At 53.7% G+C, this 20,497-nt stretch carries 26 protein-coding genes; all 26 read left to right on the top strand.

What is annotated here, in order from left to right:
• Nucleotides 1-11: 11 nt before the first annotated feature.
• The 26 genes from L6H98_RS12020 to L6H98_RS11895 all read left to right on the top strand — a co-directional run bounded on the left by L6H98_RS12020 (nt 12) and on the right by L6H98_RS11895 (nt 20,467).
• Complete coding sequence (locus L6H98_RS12020) at nt 12-578, top strand: NADPH-dependent FMN reductase (RefSeq protein ID WP_236415340.1); 567 nt, start codon at nt 12-14, stop codon at nt 576-578.
• Nucleotides 579-646: 68 nt separating this feature from the next.
• Nucleotides 647-1,099 carry a VOC family protein gene (locus L6H98_RS12015; RefSeq protein ID WP_236415338.1) on the top strand — a complete coding sequence of 151 codons (453 nt, stop codon included), beginning with the start codon at nt 647-649 and terminating at the stop codon, nt 1,097-1,099.
• A gap of 32 nt (nt 1,100-1,131) precedes the next feature.
• A complete protein-coding gene (locus L6H98_RS12010) occupies nt 1,132-1,806 on the top strand; it encodes a VOC family protein (RefSeq protein WP_236415336.1) in 675 nt (224 codons plus the stop codon).
• A 476-nt stretch (nt 1,807-2,282) separates the two neighbouring features.
• On the top strand, nt 2,283-4,133 hold the full coding sequence (locus tag L6H98_RS12005) for a DUF4127 family protein (protein WP_236415335.1): 1,851 nt from the start codon (nt 2,283-2,285) through the stop codon (nt 4,131-4,133).
• Between the two features lie 391 nt (nt 4,134-4,524).
• Nucleotides 4,525-5,460 (top strand): hypothetical protein, encoded by a 936-nt coding sequence (locus L6H98_RS12000; RefSeq protein WP_236415333.1) that lies wholly within the window; start codon nt 4,525-4,527, stop codon nt 5,458-5,460.
• Between the two features lie 85 nt (nt 5,461-5,545).
• Nucleotides 5,546-5,746, top strand: a complete 201-nt coding sequence (locus L6H98_RS11995; protein ID WP_236415332.1) for a hypothetical protein — start codon at nt 5,546-5,548, stop codon at nt 5,744-5,746.
• Complete coding sequence (locus L6H98_RS11990) at nt 5,746-7,209, top strand: phage tail sheath subtilisin-like domain-containing protein (RefSeq protein ID WP_236415330.1); 1,464 nt, start codon at nt 5,746-5,748, stop codon at nt 7,207-7,209. Before L6H98_RS11995 ends, L6H98_RS11990 begins: the two co-directional genes overlap by 1 nt.
• Before the next feature lie 330 nt (nt 7,210-7,539).
• On the top strand, nt 7,540-7,947 hold the full coding sequence (locus L6H98_RS11985; protein ID WP_236415328.1) for a phage tail tube protein: 408 nt from the start codon (nt 7,540-7,542) through the stop codon (nt 7,945-7,947).
• 138 nt (nt 7,948-8,085) lie between these two features.
• Complete coding sequence (locus L6H98_RS11980) at nt 8,086-8,520, top strand: hypothetical protein (protein ID WP_236415326.1); 435 nt, start codon at nt 8,086-8,088, stop codon at nt 8,518-8,520.
• A 188-nt stretch (nt 8,521-8,708) separates the two neighbouring features.
• Nucleotides 8,709-10,310: a hypothetical protein gene (locus L6H98_RS11975; protein ID WP_236415324.1), complete on the top strand. Its 1,602-nt coding sequence runs from the start codon at nt 8,709-8,711 to the stop codon at nt 10,308-10,310.
• 54 nt (nt 10,311-10,364) lie between these two features.
• On the top strand, nt 10,365-10,994 hold the full coding sequence (locus L6H98_RS11970; protein WP_236415404.1) for a LysM peptidoglycan-binding domain-containing protein: 630 nt from the start codon (nt 10,365-10,367) through the stop codon (nt 10,992-10,994).
• Nucleotides 10,991-11,977 carry a phage portal protein gene (locus tag L6H98_RS11965; protein ID WP_236415322.1) on the top strand — a complete coding sequence of 329 codons (987 nt, stop codon included), beginning with the start codon at nt 10,991-10,993 and terminating at the stop codon, nt 11,975-11,977. The genes L6H98_RS11970 and L6H98_RS11965 overlap by 4 nt, the downstream gene beginning before the upstream one ends.
• Complete coding sequence (locus L6H98_RS11960) at nt 11,970-12,380, top strand: hypothetical protein (RefSeq protein WP_236415320.1); 411 nt, start codon at nt 11,970-11,972, stop codon at nt 12,378-12,380. Before L6H98_RS11965 ends, L6H98_RS11960 begins: the two co-directional genes overlap by 8 nt.
• Nucleotides 12,373-12,834, top strand: a complete 462-nt coding sequence (locus L6H98_RS11955) for a DUF2634 domain-containing protein (RefSeq protein WP_236415318.1) — start codon at nt 12,373-12,375, stop codon at nt 12,832-12,834. The genes L6H98_RS11960 and L6H98_RS11955 overlap by 8 nt, the downstream gene beginning before the upstream one ends.
• A 3-nt stretch (nt 12,835-12,837) precedes the next feature.
• Nucleotides 12,838-13,977, top strand: coding sequence for a baseplate J/gp47 family protein (locus tag L6H98_RS11950; protein WP_236415316.1), 1,140 nt, complete (start codon nt 12,838-12,840; stop codon nt 13,975-13,977).
• Between the two features lie 195 nt (nt 13,978-14,172).
• Nucleotides 14,173-14,733 (top strand): YmfQ family protein, encoded by a 561-nt coding sequence (locus L6H98_RS11945; protein ID WP_236415403.1) that lies wholly within the window; start codon nt 14,173-14,175, stop codon nt 14,731-14,733.
• Nucleotides 14,733-15,890 (top strand): phage tail protein, encoded by a 1,158-nt coding sequence (locus L6H98_RS11940; RefSeq protein ID WP_236415314.1) that lies wholly within the window; start codon nt 14,733-14,735, stop codon nt 15,888-15,890. Before L6H98_RS11945 ends, L6H98_RS11940 begins: the two co-directional genes overlap by 1 nt.
• Before the next feature lie 12 nt (nt 15,891-15,902).
• Nucleotides 15,903-16,193 (top strand): hypothetical protein, encoded by a 291-nt coding sequence (locus L6H98_RS11935; RefSeq protein ID WP_236415312.1) that lies wholly within the window; start codon nt 15,903-15,905, stop codon nt 16,191-16,193.
• Complete coding sequence (locus tag L6H98_RS11930; RefSeq protein ID WP_236415310.1) at nt 16,193-16,339, top strand: hypothetical protein; 147 nt, start codon at nt 16,193-16,195, stop codon at nt 16,337-16,339. Before L6H98_RS11935 ends, L6H98_RS11930 begins: the two co-directional genes overlap by 1 nt.
• A gap of 82 nt (nt 16,340-16,421) precedes the next feature.
• Nucleotides 16,422-16,907 carry a phage holin family protein gene (locus tag L6H98_RS11925; RefSeq protein WP_236415308.1) on the top strand — a complete coding sequence of 162 codons (486 nt, stop codon included), beginning with the start codon at nt 16,422-16,424 and terminating at the stop codon, nt 16,905-16,907.
• A gap of 8 nt (nt 16,908-16,915) precedes the next feature.
• Entirely contained in the window at nt 16,916-17,095 is a 180-nt protein-coding gene (locus L6H98_RS11920) for a hypothetical protein (RefSeq protein ID WP_236415306.1), read from the top strand.
• Between the two features lie 128 nt (nt 17,096-17,223).
• A complete protein-coding gene (locus L6H98_RS11915; RefSeq protein WP_236415304.1) occupies nt 17,224-17,652 on the top strand; it encodes a DUF6838 family protein in 429 nt (142 codons plus the stop codon).
• A gap of 47 nt (nt 17,653-17,699) precedes the next feature.
• On the top strand, nt 17,700-18,014 hold the full coding sequence (locus L6H98_RS11910; RefSeq protein WP_236415302.1) for a hypothetical protein: 315 nt from the start codon (nt 17,700-17,702) through the stop codon (nt 18,012-18,014).
• Entirely contained in the window at nt 18,015-19,331 is a 1,317-nt protein-coding gene (locus L6H98_RS11905; protein ID WP_236415300.1) for a phage tail sheath family protein, read from the top strand.
• Between the two features lies 1 nt (nt 19,332).
• The gene (locus tag L6H98_RS11900; RefSeq protein ID WP_145320645.1) at nt 19,333-19,791 is read left to right on the top strand and encodes a phage tail tube protein; all 459 of its coding nucleotides are present in this window, start codon (nt 19,333-19,335) and stop codon (nt 19,789-19,791) included.
• 253 nt (nt 19,792-20,044) lie between these two features.
• Nucleotides 20,045-20,467 (top strand): phage portal protein, encoded by a 423-nt coding sequence (locus L6H98_RS11895; RefSeq protein ID WP_236415298.1) that lies wholly within the window; start codon nt 20,045-20,047, stop codon nt 20,465-20,467.
• The last annotated feature ends 30 nt before the right edge of the window (nt 20,468-20,497 follow it).

Below are 20,497 nucleotides of genomic sequence, written 5' to 3'. Positions count from 1 at the left end.
GAGTGAGTGATATGAACGTTTTGGTCATCACCGGCAGCAACCGAAAGCATGCAACCAGTACGCGTTTGGCGGAGTATGCGGCTCAATTGATCCGTGAAAAAGGGCATGATGCCGTCCTGTTTAACTTGTACGAAACACCTCTTCCGTTCTACGCACCGGACGAAAAAATGGAGGACAACACCCATGTCGCCGAGTTGAAAAGCCGCATGCTGGAAGCCAAAGCCGTTATTTTGGCTACGCCGGAGTATCATGGCAGCATTAGCGGCGTGCTCAAGAACGCGCTTGATCATCTGGGTCAGTCCTATTTTAGCGGCAAACCGGTCCTGTCCATCAGTTCATCCGGCGGGGCGGTAGGCGTCAGCTCCTTATTGCAGCTGCAAGCCATCGTCCGCAATCTGCACGGCATTAATGCGCCGGAATGGATCTCGATCGGGGGTTCGCAGCGGCGACGATTTGAGGCGACCTATGACGGATATGAAGAATACGAAGGAAGTTCGGACATTGAGGAACGTGTGCAGCGCGTCGTCGGTTCGTTCCTGCAGCTTGCGCAGGCGCTGAATCCGGATCAGAAACCATGATATAAGGTAAAGCTCGCAAATTGACCGAAGACCTTGATGACAAAATTATACGAGGAAGCAGGGATCCCATGATTAAAGGCATTTTTGAAACCCATCTTAACGTAACCGATTTGCAAAGGTCCCATCGATTCTATGAGCAGGTTGTTGGATTGACGTTTGCCTACGGGCAGCCCGAGCGGGGAAGAAGCTTTTATTGGATCGGCGGGAAAGGCAAGGCGATGCTGGGACTTTGGCAGAAGGACCCGTCCGAGGTGCTGCGTCAGCATTTTGCGTTTGAGGTATCGCTCGAGGACATGAAACATGCAGTCGATTATTTGGAAGGCCGGGGCATCAAAACGCGTAACTTCCTGGAGGATGATATCGGCGATCTCTACGTATTCGGCTGGATGCCTGCCGTATCGGTATATTTTACAGACCCGGACGGCCATTCGCTGGAATTCATCTCGATGCTGCCTGACGAAGCCAAACCCGAGCTGGGCATGGTGCCCTGGAAGAAATGGGAGCGAATGCACGGACGCTGAAATCTTACAACATTCGATGAGGAGGAGACAGCATGATTATTGAAGAAGTCCGGTTATATACGGCACATATGAAAGAAATGCGGCATTTTTACGAAAACGTGCTTGGCCTGCCAGCGGTGACGATTACGTCGGATTCGTTTTCGCTGCAAATTGGATGGACGCGCATGGTTTTCGTGGAAAGCCCGGCGGCCTATGAGCCGTTTTACCATTTCGCCTGGATGATTCCGTCAAACCGCTTCCGCGAGGCGAAGGCTTGGATCTCGGAGCGTACGACGCTGAATGTTCACGAGGGCCGGGATGAAACGTATTCCGTCAATTGGAACTCCCATTCCTTGTACTTTGAGGACCCTTCCGGCAATATTCTGGAGCTGATCGCGCATCATACGGTTCTGAACGAAAGCGATCATGCCTTCGGGGCAGGGGATTTGGTTAGCGTATGCGAGATTGGGCTGGTGAGCGAAGACGTATCCCAATCCGTGCTTGAACTCGGTCGGCAGGGATTGGAGCCTTGGCGTGAGTGGAGCGATACCTTCGCACCGATCGGCGACGTCAATGGTTTGTTCATCGTGGTGAAAAAGGAACGCATCTGGTTTTTCTCCGATAAACCGGCGCAAATTTTTCCAATGACCGTGACCATTCGAGGTGTGGGCGCGATGCATTTGGGAAGCTGGCAGCAGCTGAAGGAACAGCGGACGATCGAAAAATAAAATAGGTGGAAAAGGGAGGACATGGCTTGATTCGTCAAGCGGGGGTCCTCCTTTTTTTATGTAAAACCCCACGTTTTTCCGACTTGGCCCCGACGATATTCGTACACAATTCAGGCGTCGAAGCGGCAGCGCCAGCGCGGAAAAAAGGTAAGATGGATTTATCCGATCGGCAGGGATGAAGGCATTCCTTAGCTTTTCGGGTAGTAATAGAAGAAAATATTGATTATATAAGTTGAACTATACATTTTACACGATAACGGAGAGGGCAGAACGAATCTGGAGAAGCGAAGCGTTCGTTTAAAAGCTTTCTGAAAGAAAGCTGCATCGGAAGCATGGGTTTATCACCGGATTTTCCCCTTGAACAAAGGGAATCAAAAAAATCTGGGGATAACAGCGATCGGAAGATGGTTCTGACCACGTAGTGGCTCCGTGTAGAAATCATTCGTTCAACTTATATAGACAGGAGGTTTCATGATATGAAAACAGTAGTGTATGTTCCGCTCGATGATCGTCCGGCAAATCTGGATGACGTCATCGTGCAAGGAAAAGCAGCCGGTCTCCATATCGTTGCACCGAACCTGAACGATATTGAAAATCGGCTGGACTCGGAAAAAAGCGTGGATGGATCGATGCTGCTTGGTACATCGACCCCGACGTACGGCAAACCGTCCCGAATTCGCGATTTTATCCGAAAGCATGCGGCAGCGGCCGACGGATTCGTTATTTCTGCCGATATGCTGGCCTATGGCGGATTGATTGGCAGTCGTCAGCTGCGCGACCACGGCGGGGCGAATTACCCGGATTATGATGCAGAAACGACAGCGCTGCTGGACGTGATCCGGGAAATTAAGGAGAAGTATCCTCGCAAGCCCGTTTACGTGATGGATACGATCATGCGGCTGGCGACGACGTCCTTTGCGGATGGTTTGACGTTGGACGCCTATAATGAGTCCCGCACCTTAATGCAGCAGCCGCGCAAGGCGTTCACGTCGTTCGAGGATATTATCGCGGGGTACAACGTGTCGCCGGACGGCGTGGAGTATGGGGACACGACCTATTTTGACAAATCCCGGTACTATAATACGAGACAGCATAAATTCAAAAGCAATCGTTACATTCTGGAACGTTTGGCACGTGAGGGATATATCGATTTCCTAGTGGTCGGCGTAGACGACGCCAACACGCAGGGTGTGCAAATCAATGAAATCCGCTATGTGGAGCAGCGCATTAACGAATGGCTGGGCGGAATCGACGGGCAAAACCCGGAACGCGCCATCATTTTGCCTGACGCGGATGGACTGGGGCATTCCCTTGTCGCCCGCATGGCGAACCAGCTTCATCGCAGGGGAAAGAAGACAACCTATGGCGTCACGTATTACGGGCCGCACGGCTCCACGATCATCAACACGTATGAATACATGGACGTGCATCAAAATTTGGTCCGGCATGTGGACATTGTCGGCGGCAAGCTGGTGACAGACTCCGCTTCTCCCGAGGTTGAGACAGAAACGGAAACGGCCGCCGCAAGCGTAACCAGGGAGAGCGGAGTCGGTAATCCGGGTAACGAAACGGACGGATTCAGCGTAGACAGCGAACTGGATCGGATGACCGGCCAAAGCGCGGGAACGGCGAAGCATCGGTATCCCGATCTTTCGATTATTGCGATCACGGCCGAAAATCGGATTCAAGAGGCCATGGCCCATCTTGCTTCGAACGGCGAAAAGGGTGTACCGACCCTCGTGATCGATTTCGTGGGCAAGGGGCCGGCGAATCCGGCTGTAGCCGAAGCGCTGCTGGATTCGCCGCATACTGGGAAACTGCTCGGTTACAGCGCATGGAACACGCCGGGCAACAAAATCGGCATGGCCGTGGGCATGGGACAGTCCCGATACGCTTTTTTGACCACAGAGTCGCATCCGCGGGCGCTGGCCAAAGCGATGGATGCGCAGGGGTCCCTGCTCTTCAAACGTTTCCTAAAAGATTACTATTACAAGGCGGTAGCCATCGCCGATATCCGGACTTATTCCAGAGCGCATGCGCTGTACACCAATGTGGCGACGTTATCGGACCAGAACATGCTTCTGTTCAATTCGGCTGAGGACTACGCGTATTTGCAGCGGCTGCTGCGCGACCTGATGCAGACGCACACGGCAGCGCTCGGAGCCAAGCCGGCCTTTGCTGCCGGAAGTAAGGCCATCTTCCGAATTTGCCATGGCGACGCTTTTTATGCGGAATATCTCCGCACGGAGCTGGCATACGACAATCCGGATTTTATCTGGTGGCGTGCGTTCGAAATTACGTTAAGCCCTCAGGCCAAGCTGAAGTAAACCCAAGAACCTTGTTTTCCGCAGTACTGCGGGAGACGGGTTCTTTTTTTTGGTTGATCATAATATCGATTTTCCCCTTCCGCAAAGCGTCGTCTTTTTTCCGCCGATCCGCCTGCCGAATCCGCACGGAAGTCGGACGGAACACCATCCGCGCTAGGAACGGAACGGTGTAAGATTGTATTATCGGATCAATAGCAAACGGGCACCACCGAAAGCATATACGCTAAGTATGAGGACCAGCCGGCGGCTGGTCTTTTTCATGCGGTGAGGTTGCCTAACTGTTGATCCGGTACCAAACCAATGCAAGGAGTGAGCCTCCAATGCCCCTTGTTGCTGCGCAATGGGGATTAAGCCAAATCGGCAGCCGAAAGGGGAGAAAACGCATGCAGACATGCAATACAGTATGAGCGATGCAGCATATACAGCAGGCAACCCGGGATCCATGGATACGGGAAACGTCGGCTCGTTGAGCGCACGAATCAGGCAAACCCTCAAGCGCAGACTCGCGGAGGAGATTCCTGCCTGGAACGGTCGTGTCGGGGATATCCCGGCCCCGGGAGAAGTGTTAAGCGGACCTTGCGCGGTGGTTGCTTTTGCCGAGGAGGTGCCGAAGTCGGCCTGGGCGGGTTATCGGCGTATCATCCACGTTTACCCTTATGCCCGTTCGGAAGACGGAGGCGCGGAACAGGTAGAGGCTTGGTCAGCGCAGCTGATCGCAGCTTTACATCAGGCACGGCTTGAGGATGACGAGGGCGGCGCGTTCACCTGCATCTATGTCGGCTCGCGGGAATGCGACCGTATCGATCAGGCCTCCGGCATGATTACGCGCAGCTTGCGCTTCGCCGTTTACGTGCCGGAACCGGCCGATCACGCTCCGGCTATTCCGTCTGATCCGTGGATGCAGGCGATGCTGGATTGGACGAGCAAAGAGCTTGGCAAGGATTGGGCGGTGTATGCGGATGTATGGCCGCGAGGCTATGAGAACCAAACCGTTTTGTGGCGGCTGGCTGGAAGCAGCACGTCTGCGTCAGGGACGAATGCACTGGAACTGCGCAAGCAATGGATCGGCCACATCGTGGCATCGGGGGAAGAAGAGACTCGGCTTGCCGTTACCCGGCTGGTGGAGCAGTTTGGCGTACAGGCGCGCATTCCTTTGTCCATTGCGGGTGGTACGCGGTACGCGACTGTGGATGAAGTATCCGCAGACCTGCAGGCAGATGCCTACCTGAACGGTCAGATCCGGTTGACGCTCCAGCAGCGCATTCGCCGATCTGAGGTAGACGCGCCGCTGATGCAGGCAATTCATCACAAACGTGTGCTGGAATAGTCCCGGTGGCGAGGGACTTCAGCTTCATGAATGCGCAGCGGATCAGGCACGCAATAAAACTTATGGATAACGAGGTGAGATGCCCATGGCAGGCACGGTCAAAAAAAATGCGCAGGCAGCCCCGAAGTATACGCGGGCGGAACTGATGAATCATGCGGAAGCCCTCTTTGCCGTCAAGGCAGAGGTGCTGCATGGTGCGCTGTTTGAAGCGGCGCAGCAAACATTTTCCATCCAAGAGGTTCAGGAAAGCATCAATCAATTTATGAAAGCGAAGGTGAACGGATAATGGCAGGCGGAACTTGGGAGCAAACGAATCGTCCGGTACTTCCGGGCTTGTATATGAATTTTCAGGCGGCAGCGGCATCGGCCATTCAGGCCGGATCGCGGGGGACCGTCGTTGTTCCGGTCAAGGCGAATTGGGGCCCGGCAGGCACGTTTGTGGAAGTGGGCAGCGAAGCGGCGATCGGACAGATTTTCGCGGCAAACGCCTTGGATAACGGGACGGCCTATGCGTCCTTGAAGCTGGCACTGTTGGGCGGGCCGAAGAAGTTATTGGCATACCGCGTAACCGGGGAAACGGCGAAGGCGGCAAGCTTGGTGCTGAAGGATGGCAGCGATGCGGACGTACTGCAGCTGACTGCCAAATATCCGGGCGATCGCGCCAACGGTTTCTACGTGACGATTCAGCCGGGCGTCATCGACAACACGAAGCATGAGGTGCGTCTGTTTGAGGGCAACAAAATGCTGTATGCCTTGCTGACGGCAGACATTTCGGCCGCGGCGCTGGCCGAGCAGATCAATGCGGATGAGAGCAATCTGTGGATTACCGCACAGGCGGTAGGCGATGGAACGGGCACGGTAGCGACGGTGTCGGGAGCTGCTTTCAATGGCGGTGTGAGCGGCAACGAAAGTATTGCCAATGCGGATTACATTGCTTTGCAAGCGGCGCTGGAGGGACAAACGTTCGATGTGCTCGCCCTGGATCATGCGGCGGATGCGTCTTTATTGGCGAGCTTTGCAGCGTGGGTGAAACGTGTGCGCAGCGAAGGCAAACCGGTGATGGCCGTGTTTGGCGGTTCTTCCGCGGACGATACTTCGGCGAGTGCGGCGCAAAAGGCGGCAGCGCGCTCCCTCACGCTGAACCATGAAGGCGTCATTAACGTGGGGACGGGCGTACGTTTGGGCGACGTTGATTACAGTTCGGCGCAAACCTCTGCGTACGTGGCGGGTCTGATCGCCGGGCAGCGTTTGAACGAATCGACGACGTATGCCGCGACTCCGTTTGATGATGTGACGCGCAAATGGACGCGTGCCGAGCAGGAGCAGGCCGTGCAGAACGGGGTGTTCATTTTCATCCATGACGGCCGTCAAGTGAAGGCGCTTCGCGGTGTGAACACGCTGGTTACGCCTGAGTCGGGTCAAAACAATGCCTGGAAAAAAATCCGTTCGATCCGCGTGATGGATGCGATTAACACGGATTTGCAGCGTTCCGCGGAAGACAGCTACATCGGCAAAGTGAACAATACCGAGGAAGGACGCTTGGCGCTGATTTCGGCCATGAAGTCCTACCTGGGGCTATTGGCGCAAAGCAATGTGATCGAAGCGTCCGGTTACGATGTCGTGCTCGACCCGGCATATTACGGCGACTCCCCGGTATTCAAACCGGAGGCGGATCAGGTATACCTCCAGTGGAATGTGAAACTGACCGATGTGATGGAGCAGTTGTTTGGCACATTTTATGTGCAGTAATTGGCGTTGGGATTAGGGCGTGGCGAACCTTATACCACGAGACTGATCGCAGAGGGCATGAGATGGAGCATTCGAATTTTTAATGAACCTGACGCACGTCATTGGCTCCAAATCGATGTGGTTGGCACTTTAACGAACCTCAGACGTCTTAATTGCCCGAAAACGGGCGTTGTTGCTTGTTTCCGGCCCGAATAGCGTGGCTGAGGTTCGTTACATTGTGGCATGCGTGATTTATCTCCAAATAAGGTGTCTACGGTTCGTCAGAACTACGCAAATGAATCAACGAAGAGGTGTGGAGCCTCAACACATATAACCAAGGAGGAATTTTACATGTTGGATGCATCAAGAGTTATTCTCGGTACCCACGGTCAGCTGCATATCGATGGTGTGTGGCAGACTAATATCAACAAACTGGAGGCCAGTGTGGAGATCGAGAAGCGCGAGCTGAACCTGGTCGGCAACGACTGGAAGGTGCACAAAAACGGCGCCAAAAAAGGCACCGGCACCATGACCGGTTACAAAGTGACATCGGACATGATCGTGCGCGGTTTTACCAAATTCGAAATTATTTCCTCGCTGAACGATCCCGAGTCCTATGGTCATGAGCGGGTGCTGCTGAAAGGCTGCATGGTCGACAAAATCCAGTTGGCCAACTGGACGGCCGGCGAGGAAGTGCCGGAGGAGACCGGTTTTACCTTTGAAGGATTCGATCTGCTTGATCCGATTGTAGCCAGATAATTCGAGCGGAATCTGAATGGGCTGGGACGTTTCCCGGCCCTTTCATTGACCATGTGTAAGAGATGAGAAAGTGTGCTGGTGAATGGATCAAGTTGAAACATTGAATTTATACACAGTCAAAAAAAGGAGCTAACAACCATGAGCGTAAACGAACATTTGTCGGAAGAACAGATTTTGGACCAGCTGTTTGAAGCAGCCGAACGGCTGCCGGAGGAAAACGTGCGCATTCAGCGCCTGGATCTGCTGCTGACCCTGCGCGGCCTGACGTCCTCGAAGGTCGATCAGATCCGCGAACGCTGCACGATCCGCAAAACGGTCAAAGGCCGTACCGAGGAAAAAGTAGACACGGAGACATTCAATGCACTGCTGATCTCGGAAGCGACGGTCAAGCTGAAGGTACGCAGCCTGGAATTGTCCGGCTGGGGAGACAGCCGCATCACCGGACGCATGAAGCTGTCCGGCGGGGAGCAGGCGGTTCGCCGCATGCTGCTGGCAGGCGAATTGGATGCGGTCGGCGACAAAGTACTGGAGCTGTCCGGCTTCGGCGTGGAGATTGAAGACCTAAAAAACTGATTCACTCCGGCGGAATGACGACGTATCTGTATCATATGTGGGTGCGCCATCATTTGCGTCCCGGAGAGTTCTGGGCACTGCCAAGAGGAGAGCGGTCATTGCTGCTCGCTTTTAGTGAAGAGGAGATGAACGCTTTGGCCGCGACAGCCAATCGATAGAGGAACAACAATACGTCAGGAGGTGAACGAATGGCAGAAACGATTATTGGTTTGTCCCAATCGAATGCGCAGATGCGAACGACGATTCGTTATCTCGACCAAATCCAGCGTTCCACGGATCGGTTGGGCCGAACGCGATATCAGAGTTTGATCAAGACCAACAACGAGTTGCGGACAACTGGGCGACGTTTGGAGAGCATATATAGCACGGCGGTACGATTGAGCAGGTTACGGATTGCCCCACAAGTTGAATTTGCTGATCGAGCCACGCCAGCTTTAGAAGGATTGTTGAATAAACTCAAGTCTATTCGATCAGGGATTTTGGACGCTTCAGCCAATGTAAACTATAAGGTTAGTCACCAAATCTCAGGTGTATCCGTCGATGTAAACTCACAGCCTTTGATAGATGCCTTACAAGTGAACACGCAATCATTAAACAATCTAACTAATAAGCTGGACTCCATAAATATCGGGGCAGCTGGAGGAGAAGAAAAACCTAAAACATTTTTGCAAAAAATGAAAGGTATGTTTGATCGGGGGAAGTCACTCTCGTCTGGAGTAACGAAAGCTTTCGATGCAAGAAGCAGCGGGAAAAAACTGTGGAAAGAAATAAAAAGACCCTCTACACCAGGAAACAGGTGGAAAAAGGTGTTCAAGGTTACAAAACGCGGAGCTAAGTTTGTCAATGACTTCTCTACAGCAGGCTCTGATTTAATTGGTGGTATTGATGGATTGTGGGGAGATGTAAAGGGATTATTTGGTGGTGGAGGAACAGAAGGCGGCGGGGGCTCGGGCCTTATTAGCAAAATAGGCAGTGGAGTCGTCAAAAAAGCAGGAAAATTTCTGGGTCCTCTCAACACCATGATGAGCGTGGCGGATTTTGCCACCGCTTCACCAGAACAAAGAGGACGTGCCGGTGGATCAATGATCGGTGGTGCTGCTGGAACGGCCATTGGTAGTGCAATCGGCACCGCGCTACTGCCAGGCATTGGAACCTGGGTTGGCGGTGCGGTTGGTGGCTGGGCTGGCAGTGAAGTCGGTGGGTGGATCGGAGATAAGGCGAAAGACATTGGAAACGCTTTGTCCGGCGCTGGTAATTTTGTAGCCGAGAAGGCGAAGAATATCTTCGGCGGTATCACCGATTTCTTTGGAGGCTCCAAAATAGAAGAACCTCCTGTGGCGCCAGCGCAACCAGCCCCCGCTGCCCAACCGATGCCTGCTCCAGCCTATATCCCATCCGCTCTCTCGATAACCGGTCCGAATGCCTACTTGTCCGGCATGGGCGGCGGCCCAACGGCGGCAGCACTCGCTGGACCGAACCTGATGCAAATGCAGGCTATGGGCATGGGGACAGGTGCAGGTGCGCAAGCACAGGCCGCGGGCAACGGCACACCATCCACGATGACCGTGCAAATTTCCGAGGAACAGATGAGCAGTCTGGCTGGTTACCTCACCGATTTCAAAACTGAGGTCACCAACCAAGTCTCTGTCAACGTGCCTGCGGGAGCGGTGCAAGTGACGGTGCGCGAAAACGCGATCGATTACGATGCCCTCGCCCTTCAGATCGGGGGACGCCTCTCGAATGAATTGCGCCGTGCCATGGAAAATCGCCGATCAACGGTGATGGCTTAAAGTGGAAGGAGGTCAATCATGGCATTCATTGAAGATACACCCGAAGGTTTGGACATGCTCTTTACCTTGAAGGACGGATCGACCACTTTCGAGTTTCCGGTCAATCCGGAGGAGGTAAGCATATCCCGTTCCAAAGGGTACGAAACGATCAACATGCTGGAGCATGGCGAGTTTGATTTTGCGATTGGGGAGAAGGTGAAGGAGATCACCTTCTCTTCTTTTTTTCCGAAAGAACATAACCGATCCTTCTGCCAAACGACGACGGTTCCCGATCCGCGTGTGGCGATGAACGTACTGAATACGTTCCTGGTGTCCAAAAAACCGCTGCGCTTCATTATCTCGAACACAGGCGTGAACGTACCGGTATACTTAGTCACCCTGAACACCACCTTCCGGGGAGGCGAGCCGGGGGACATTTATTTCGACCTGACCCTCCGCACTTGGCGGGATTCGAAAGTGGAGAAGCTGGGTGCAGGAAGGGCGAGCAAATCATCGTCCTCCCGGACCGACCTGAAAAAAAACAGCAAAACGTATACCGTCAAATCCGGTGACTCGTTATCGAAAATCGCCAAGCTGGAGCTGGGAAGCAGTTCAAAGTGGAACGAGATCTACCAGCTCAACAAAAAAACGATCGGCAACGATCCTAACCGAATCAAGCCTGGGCAAAAGCTGGTGCTGCCATGACGTACAAAGTCATTGTCGAAGACAAATACGATGTCACCAAGCTGGTCGAGACGATTACGCTTAAGGATTCGCTCGACCAAATTGCCTACCAAGGCAATGTTCGGCTGGCAGTATCGGCAACTTCCGGTTTGCCTGCGATATCGCCGGGCATGGCGGTGCGGATCAACGGGGTTCCTTTTGGCGGCACAGGTATGGCGACGTTGCTGCATCCCGCAGTCATTTGGGAGGCGGAAAGCTCGAACGGCAGCGTCAAACGGTTATCCCTGACGATCTACGACCGGATGATCTATCTGGAAAAATCGGAGGACGAGTTTCTGCTGCCCAAAGACCAGACGGCCACGCAGCGGCTCAAAACGTATGCCAAAGAGTGGAAAATCCCATGCGCCACGCTGCCGAATACGGCGACAAAGCTTAGCAAAGCGGTGTACCGATCGCAGACGATCCTGTCGATGATCTATGCCGATCTGAAAGAGACGGCCAAATCGGGCGGGGACATGTACCATCCCCGGATGACGCCTGCCGGGCTGCAGCTGTTCAAGGTGGGCAGCAATGCCAAAGTGCATGAACTGGACCGGCTGATCGACCTGTCGCAAATGCGTACATTGGAGGGCGCGGTAACCAAAGCAAAAGTCATGGCAGCCTCCGAGTCCAGCAGCGGCAAGGAAGTTCCCTCCAAGGTGTTGGCGATTGAGGAACAGGGCATTGCCGAACTTGGCACACTGCAAAAGCTGTTCCAGGACGATCAAGTCAAAACGGCTGCGGCCGCCAAAAAGCTGGCCAAGAGCAAGCTGACCGGCATCCAGGAGACGTTTACGGTGACGGCGCCGGACATCAATACGATTCGTGCGGGAGACGCGGTGCTCTTGAAAGGGATAAAGCTGATCGTTATGTCGGTCAGCCGGGATTTGTCGGCAGGTCCGGGCACGATGACGCTGGAACTCGGCACGGCCGAACTGGTGAAAAGGAGGTATTACCTTGAATAAAGATGATCCGTATGGGCATTTTGCCGATGTGATGCGCGGCGCGATGAGCAACCATACTCGCCAGGCCGTCAGCGGCCTGGGCGCGGTGCTGGGCACGATCACGTCGTCCGGCGTGAAGCTGGACGATTTCAAACATGAGGTACAGGACTATTTTGTGGCCGAATACCCCGGCACTTTGGAGCTGCCCGAGCGTGAAACGACGGGTTCAATCTCCGGTATCAGCGAGGTGGCGAACGGAGGAACGACGAGCGAGGGACGCTTTCTTTTGCAAAAAGAAGAAGTGGAAGAGGCGATATTATCCCTGGGAAAAGGGATGAAGCCAGGTGACCGGGTGCTCGCGATGCGGGTGAACGGCGGCAACGACGTCGTGGTGCTGTGCAAGGTGGTGAGTGCGGGTGCCTAGTTTGTTTCCGGAAATCGGGATGGTGTGGGGCGACGAAGAAGATTGGTCCGGCCATGAGGCGGAGTCGGTAGAGGTGCAGTTTGGCCGAAGCTGGCGTTTCGATTACGATGCCGGGGAATTCGTGCTGACGCCGAGCGGCAAAGTTGTCGCGGCAGACGGTCATGAAGCGTGGGTGCAATGGTGCAACAAAGCGGTGCGCACGCCACGATACCGACATGTCATTTATTCGCGCAATTACGGCTCGGAGCTGGAGGACCTTATTGGTGGTGGCGACAGCCGGGGCGTGGTGGAAAGCGAAATCGTTCGCATGGTGACGGAAACGCTGCTGGCCGATCCACGCACGGAGACGGTGGACCAGTTTGCGTTTGATTGGGAACGGGAAGTGTGCCGATTCTCTTGCCGGGTGACGAGTGTGCAGGAAGAGTCAATGATTTTGGAAAGCGAGGTGATCTGACGGATGGCAGATTTTCCGAATTATTTGGAAGAACAGACCGAAGAGCAAATCATGCAGCGCATGCTGGATCGGTTGCCCGTCGATTTGGACAAGTCGGAAGGATCGTTCCTGTGGGATGCGCAGGCACCAGTGGCTTTTATGCTGTCGGAGGCGGCAGTTTGGGCGCAGGAGCTTTTGCGGCGAGGGTTCGCGAGTACGGTGGCAAGCGATGACCCGAATTTCCGTGCAGAGGAGCTGGACCTGCGGGCAGGCGAGCATGGCATTACGCGGCGTGCAGCGGTGGCGGCACAGGGAGTGGTGCGTTTTGCGGGAACGCCGGGCAAAGTAGTGCCTGCAGGCACCGTTGTCGCTACGCTCGCGGACGAGATTTCGGGCGAGGCATCGCTGGAATATGAAACGACAGGCAGCGTGGAGCTGGATGCGGATGGTTCAGGAACCGTGGGCGTGCGTGCATTGGTTGCTGGAAAAGAGAGCAACGTGCCCGCAGGCACGGTCGTTGTGCTATCCACGCCTGTGAGTGGCGTGACGTCCGTGGTGAACCCTGATGCGATCAAGGGCGGCGCGGATATTGAAACGGATATGGCGCTGTTGGAGCGCTTTTATGCCAAGATCCGCAACCAGGGGACGAGTGGCAACAAGGCTCAATACATCCAGTGGGCGAGCGAAGTGCCCGGCGTAGGCGCGACACGCGTCATTCCGCTCTGGCAGGGGCCGGGCACGGTTGGGCTGTATTTGCTCGATACGGACAAACGGGCGGCTGGCCCGGATCTGGTGCAGGCGGTGCAGCAGTATATCGATCCGACGCAGGATGGACAAGGCGAAGGCGCTGCGCCCGCAGGACCAATCGTTAGCGTGATGCCGGCCGAGGAAGTGCCGATGAACATTGAAGTCAAACTGACGTTGGCGAGTGATGTCACATTGGCGGAAGTAAAGGAGCAGATCGAGCGCGGGGTGACCGCGTATTTGAAGCAGCTTGCTTTTGCAGATCCATTGGTGCGTTACACCCGCATCGCCGCGATTCTGCTCGACATTCCACCGATCATCGATTATGCGGATCTGACCGTGAACGGCATGAGCGACCAGAATATTGAAATGACGTCAAGCCAGGTTGCTGTGCTAGGGACGGTGGACGTGCATGAGTAAGGTGCTCAAGGAGCAGCAGATCATGGATGACATGTGGACAGCGCTGGAGATGCAGAAGGAATTTTCAAGGCAGGACTCTGGCGGAGCGGAAGGAGGTGGCCGGATGTGAGTGCTGCTGCGATGAGTGACCAAATGGATGGCAAGAGCAAAGAATTTGTTGTTCAGAGTGAAGGGATTGCCTTCAAAAGCGTAGATATTTCGAGTGCCAAAGGGCGTGAGCTTTTTTCCTATCTCCCCGGGTACTATGAAACTTCGCGCGTAATGCGTGCCGATATGCAGGCCAAGGGTGCGGAGATGGACATGCTGTACCAAGCGCTGGAGGAAACGTTGGACCAATTTTTCGTGCGCACGGCGACGTGGGGACTGGACTACTGGGAGCAAGAATTGGGTATTGAGACAGATCGTCTCAAACCCGTGGACCAGCGGCGCGCCGTGGTGGAATCGAAGCTGCGCGGTGCAGGAACGTTTTCGGGCAGGCTCGTGAAAAGTGTAGCGGAAGCCTATGCGGGCGGCAAAGTGGACGTGACGTTTCAGCCAGAGGCGTGGAGTTTTACGGTGAGCTTTGTGGATACGATGGGCATTCCGCCTAATATGGAGGATCTCAAGCGAGCTATCGAAGAACTGAAGCCGGCTCACATGGCTGTAGAGTATGAGTACCGTTATCTGAACTGGGATGATCTGGACCGCAAGCAAGTGACATGGGATGAACTGGATGCTGCGTCATTGACGTGGAATGAACTGGAGGTGTGGGCGTAATGCCAATGGAAACGGATCGATTGAAACTGCCGCTGCCCTTGGGGAACGAGAATGTGACCCGGGAAAGCATTAATGCGATTTTTGAAAAGATTGACGCGGGTGTAGCTACGCAGGAGGAGCTGCATAAAGCGGTAAGTGAGATGGATATACCGGATGCGTCGCTGACGCAAAAAGGGAAGGTGCAGCTGTCGAGTAAGACAAATGGGACATCCGAGACGCTAGCGGCGACGGAGAAGGCGGTTAATGTTGCATTTGCTGAAGCGCAATCGGCAAAGCAGCTTGGAGTTGAGCAGAAAGCCAATGTGGTTGCCGCTCTCAACTCCATTGGGGTAGCGGCATCCACAAGTGAGTCATGGGCGCAGCTCATTACCAAAATGGCATCGGTGATACGGGCCACGGGTAATGCTACGGTTGGACAGGTTTTGGCCGGGGCAACGTTTAGCAATGCTACAAGAAATGGCCTAGTGGGAACCATGCCAAACCGCAGCGCCCAAAGCGCACATCAATTGGCTAAATTGACAGAGGTGTGGGTCGGAGATCGAGCTTTTATGATGCCTCCTGACGGTTATTACGATGGTCAATCGTGGGTATATGCCTTAACGCCTGACCTCCGGCCCGAAAACATATTGCTAGGGAAAAACATACTCGGTGTAGTAGGGTCGTATGCGCCAAATGAGGTCCAGACCTTGGCAGGCTCAATGGGTAAAAACGGTACAACGAATGGGGCTAATTTCGACACTTTTATTACAAACGTTCCAAGCAATAAGCTAACGGTCATGACAAGCGTAGCAGGCATGGTGCTGGAAGTGGTTACAGGTCCATATCCCGATAATATGGCCAGGACGCTGATCGTGCTCAAAGATAATGCTGGCAATGAGATGTGGGTGTTTAATGACATTTTGATAGGTGCAGACCTATCCAGATGGAGTTATGTACTCAAAGTGGTCATCGACCCTATTAACCGTAGAGCTAGAGTATGTTCCTACAATAATACCGACACTACCATACGTGGTACCTCATGGACGGCATTTCCTGCTTCGTTGTCTACCAACGGATTACAGCTATTTCATCGTGCGATAGTTAATGGCACAGACTCATACAGAGGTCGAGCCATGATGAGTTATCCTGACGAGTCCACATGGCTATTAAAATTTTAAGGAGGGTCACCCATGATTTTAATCAAGCACGCACCTGCAAAGGACCAGGCCATGGTCTTGTCCATCACACATGCACCGACCGCGTCAGCAGGGGAAAACGAAATCCTGACTGATAATAACATCCCTGTCGTAGATGAGATTCCTGGCATGACACCGATCCTGTTTATCAACCTGGAATCGAAGGAATTGTATTTCAATTACATCAAACAGCAGACCGTCGAAGACACATTGAATGATTTACAAGACCAGCAAACCATCATCAAAAAGGCGATGGATGACATGATTATAGGAGGTGCATTGTAATGGCAGTATACATGGGACTAAGGATCATAGAAGGGGCCTACTCATACGAATATGTATGTGGGAAGAGGCCTGATCTAAAAGATGGGATTGATGCATATCTGGTGCAACAAGGAAGAGAAGAACTGATTCAGAAAGATAAAGTTTAGTGATGCGTACCCAAGTAGTGCGCTATTTTTTATCTCTGGAGTAGTCAGGGGAATTATCCTATTAAAGAGGTAGGAGATTATAATGGAAAACTTCATTAAATGGCTTCTCGCCTTCCTCACCAGCACCGCCACCTACTTCTATGGAGGCTGGTCAGGCGTACTAGGTGTTCTGCTCGTCTTCGTCATCCTTGATTACGTGACCGGGATGGCGGCGGCTGCGGTGGAGGGCAGGTTGGAGAGTAATGTCGGCATATTCGGCATTGCGCGCAAGGTATTTATTTTTGCCATGGTATCGGTGGCTCATCTGGTGGACGGTGTCCTGGGAGACGGACATATGTTCAGGGATGCGGTCGCCTTTTTTTATATCGCGAATGAGCTGTTGTCCATCATCGAAAACGGGGGCAAGCTCGGCGCACCGATCCCTCCGGCGATCCGTCAGGCGATTGAGGTATTGAAGGGCAAAGGGGGCGAAGGGTTAGCTCCCACAACCCAATCTTCAAATACCAAGAACGCTTCGAACGCGGACAGCGAAAACAAAAACAACGATGCCTCTACCACAAACCAATGACTCTCGCGATGGAAAAGACCAAACCATCCGCCGTGAACCATGCGGTGCAGAATGCCTATTCTTGGCTGGAAGGTAAAGAGAAGAGGGGCAGCGCCCCCAAAGCATCGTCTTTTTTCCGCCCAAGCCTCGGCATCTTTTCGCAGAAACTCAAACCTTCCACCATCCGCGCTAGGATCGAAAAGGTGTAAAGTTATATCATGGCATAACAAGGAAGTTAGCCGTGAACATATCAGCACAATCAAACATCCAAACATCAGCAGACCGGCAGACAAGCTGGTCTTTTTCTGTCCTATGAATATCGCAAAGGAGGTGAATCATGTTTACAGAAAAACTAACGGCTGCCGTCGTCAACGCGCTCTCGCTGAAATTTCCGGATATGCCGATCCGTCCCGCAGCTTCTGCCAAGGAGATTTCCACGGATGTGGAGGCGATCGAATACCGGTTGTTATCTGCGCAAATGACGCGAGAACGCAGCGATCGTTTTGTGCAGTCGTACGCTTACGAAATGGTCTGGTCCACAACAAAGGATATACGAGCCGGCTTGCCGGACGAGCTGTTTGAGGCATTGGAGACGGTCGATGTGGAGGGCACGCCGTATCGGGCGGCGGAATTGCGCTGGGAAAGCCGGGAAGACGGGCTTCCGCGCATGATGGTGTATTACACTGCACGCACAAGCAAGGCATCTCCGCCCGTGGTTGTCATGCAACATTTGGACTCATCCTCTGCCTTGAAAACAGCAACATAACGAGGAATGAGGGATGCACAATGAAAACGATGGGAGGTGTCCTGGCCATGTTTACGAAAAAAGCTCAGGAGCAGAAAAGCTCTAATCCAAGCACGCAAGCAGCCCAACTCAATCCAAGCAATGAACCCATTGCTGGCAATCTGTCTGACCAACAAACTGTTTCGGAGCAGCTGCCTGGAGTGAACCCAACGGATCCGGCAGCTCGGCCGCCTTCGTTCAGCAAAGCGCAATTTGCTCACGCAGAGCATTTTACCCGGATTGAGCGGGATATTTTGATGGCCATGCTGCCGGAACACGGAACATGCACCATGGAAGAAGCGAAACAAACCATTCACCAATTCAAACTCAAGGAGGCGCAATAAATGGCTGGAGGAACATGGACAACGCAAAACAAGGTACGCCCTGGCGTATATATTAACTTTGCATCGGAGGGATCTTTGCCGGGCACCGTTGGAGAACGGGGGACTGTAGCGCTCGCTCTGCCACTGTCCTGGGGACAAGCAGGCAAAATAATGACGATCCAAGCAGGGGAGGACGTGCAGTCCAAACTCGGCTACGACTGGACCTCTCCTCAATTGCTGCTCATTCGCGAAGCGCTCAAGCGCGCCCAAACGCTGCTGCTCTACCGATTGAACGCAGGCACCCAAGCCAAAGCCACGCTCGATAACCTGACTGCTACAGCCAAATTTGGCGGTAAACGAGGGAATGATCTGAGCATTGCCATCGCCGCGAACATTAACGATGCAGAACAATTCGACGTCACCACCCTTCTAGGCAGCAAAGAAGTGGACAAACAAACCGCTGCGACGATCGGCGAACTGGTTTCCAACGATTACGTCGTTTTTGCCGGGACAGGCGAGCTGACGGCAACGGCAGCTCTTCCGCTTACCGGCGGGGAGGATGGGACGGCAACGAACGAAGCGCACGCAGATTTCCTCGCTGCACTGGAAGTGCTTGATTTCAATACGGTCGGCCTGATCTCCGAGGACAATACGCTGAAATCCGTATACACGTCCTACATTCGCCGTTTGCGTGAGACGGAGGGCAAAAAGGTGCAGCTGGTCGTGTCCAACTACCCGGCTGCCGACCATGAGGGCGTGATCAGCGTACGCAACGGCGTTGTGCTGTCTGACGGGACGGAGCTGTCCGCGCAGGAAGCGGTGGCTTGGACGGCTGGCGCGACGGCCGGAGCAAACATCAACGAATCGCTGACGTTCCGTGCCTATGACGATGCGGTGGACGTCAATGGCCGATTGACGCATACCGAGACGGAGGCTGCTCTGCGCAATGGCGAGTTCGTGTTTACGGCGAGCAGCAACCGGGCCGTCGTGGAACAGGACGTGAACACGTTCCGCTCGGTAACGCCGGAGAAGGCGCGCCATTTTGCGAAAAACCGCGTGGTACGCGTCCTTGACGGCATTTCCAATGACCTGAAACGGATCTTCGAATCGTACTTTATCGGCAAAGTGAACAACAACGAGGACGGCCGCAGCCTGTTCCGTTCCCAATGCGTGACGTACCTGAAGCAGCTGCAGGACATCGGCGCCATCCAAAATTTTGACTCCAATGCAGACATTACGGTTGCGGCAGGCAACGAGTCGGACAGCATCGTGATCGACGTTGCCGTGCAGCCTGTGGATTCGGTTGAAAAAGTATATATGAAAGTGAAGGTGGCTTAAGATGGCATTTTTGAAAGCAAGCGATACGATTTCCGGCCAGGAGGGCCGCGCATACGCAACGATTAACGGACAGACGGAAGAGATGTTCTACGTCAAAACGCTTGAAGCTACGGTAGAGAAACAAAAAGCCGAGGTCAAAACGCTGGGCCGCCGCGGCGTGCAGCACAAAGCAACCGGGTGGTCCGGTTCCGGCTCGATGACGATTTTCTATACGACGTCCCGCTTCCGCGAGCTGATGCTGCAGTACATGCAAAACGGCGTGGATACGTATTTCGATATCGAAGTCACCAACGAGGACCCTTCTTCCACGATCGGCAAGCAAACTGTAACGCTGAAAGGCGTCAATCTGGACAGCGTGATCATGGCGTCGCTGGATACCGAGTCCGAGGCGCTGGAGGAGGAAGTAAGCTTTACTTTTGAAGATGTGGACATGCCGGTGTCGTTTAATTTGCCGAAGTAAGATAGCCACCCTTTTGAGTCGAAAAGAAAATCACTTCAACTTCATGCTGTAAAGCAGTCTGGAAAAGTGAATGTATAACCCAACGTACCCGCCATAATAGACGGGTTATTCGTCGTGCCCAGCATGAACAGCCATTTCCGCTGACGATGCTGGGTTTATTTTTTAGAGGAGAGAGGCGGTCTGCTCTCTTTACAACATATGTCCAACAGCTGCACGAATTGCAGCGGGACTATTTTCTGAGGAGGAACCATTCATGAGTGGATTGAGTATGTTTTTTGCGCAAAATGCAGCTTCGGAGGCAACGGTCGATTTCGTCGTGTCCCCGCGTTTCAAAAATGAGGACGGCGAACCGGTCGCTTGGAAGCTGCGCAGCATGACCGAGGACGAAAACCAGGAGTGCCGCAAAGCGGCCACTCGCAAAGTGAAAGGCAAAAACGGCGTCTATACGCCTGATATCGACGCCAATGATTACATGGCCCGCTTGATGACGGCAAGCATCGTGTACCCGGATCTCAAAAATGCGGAGCTGCAGCGTTCCTACGGCGTCATGGGCGCGGAGTCGCTGCTTCGCAAAATGCTGCTTCCGGGCGAGTTTGCCACCTTGGGGGAGCAGGTGCAGAAGCTGAACGGCTTCAACCAGGACATGAACGACATGGTGGATGAAGTAAAAAACTGATCAAAGAGGGCGACCCGGAAGCCAATCTGG

Source organism: Paenibacillus sp. JJ-223 (genome assembly GCF_927798175.1).
GTDB lineage: Bacteria > Bacillota > Bacilli > Paenibacillales > Paenibacillaceae > Paenibacillus > Paenibacillus hubeiensis.
This window is presented reverse-complemented; position numbering and strand designations above follow the sequence as displayed.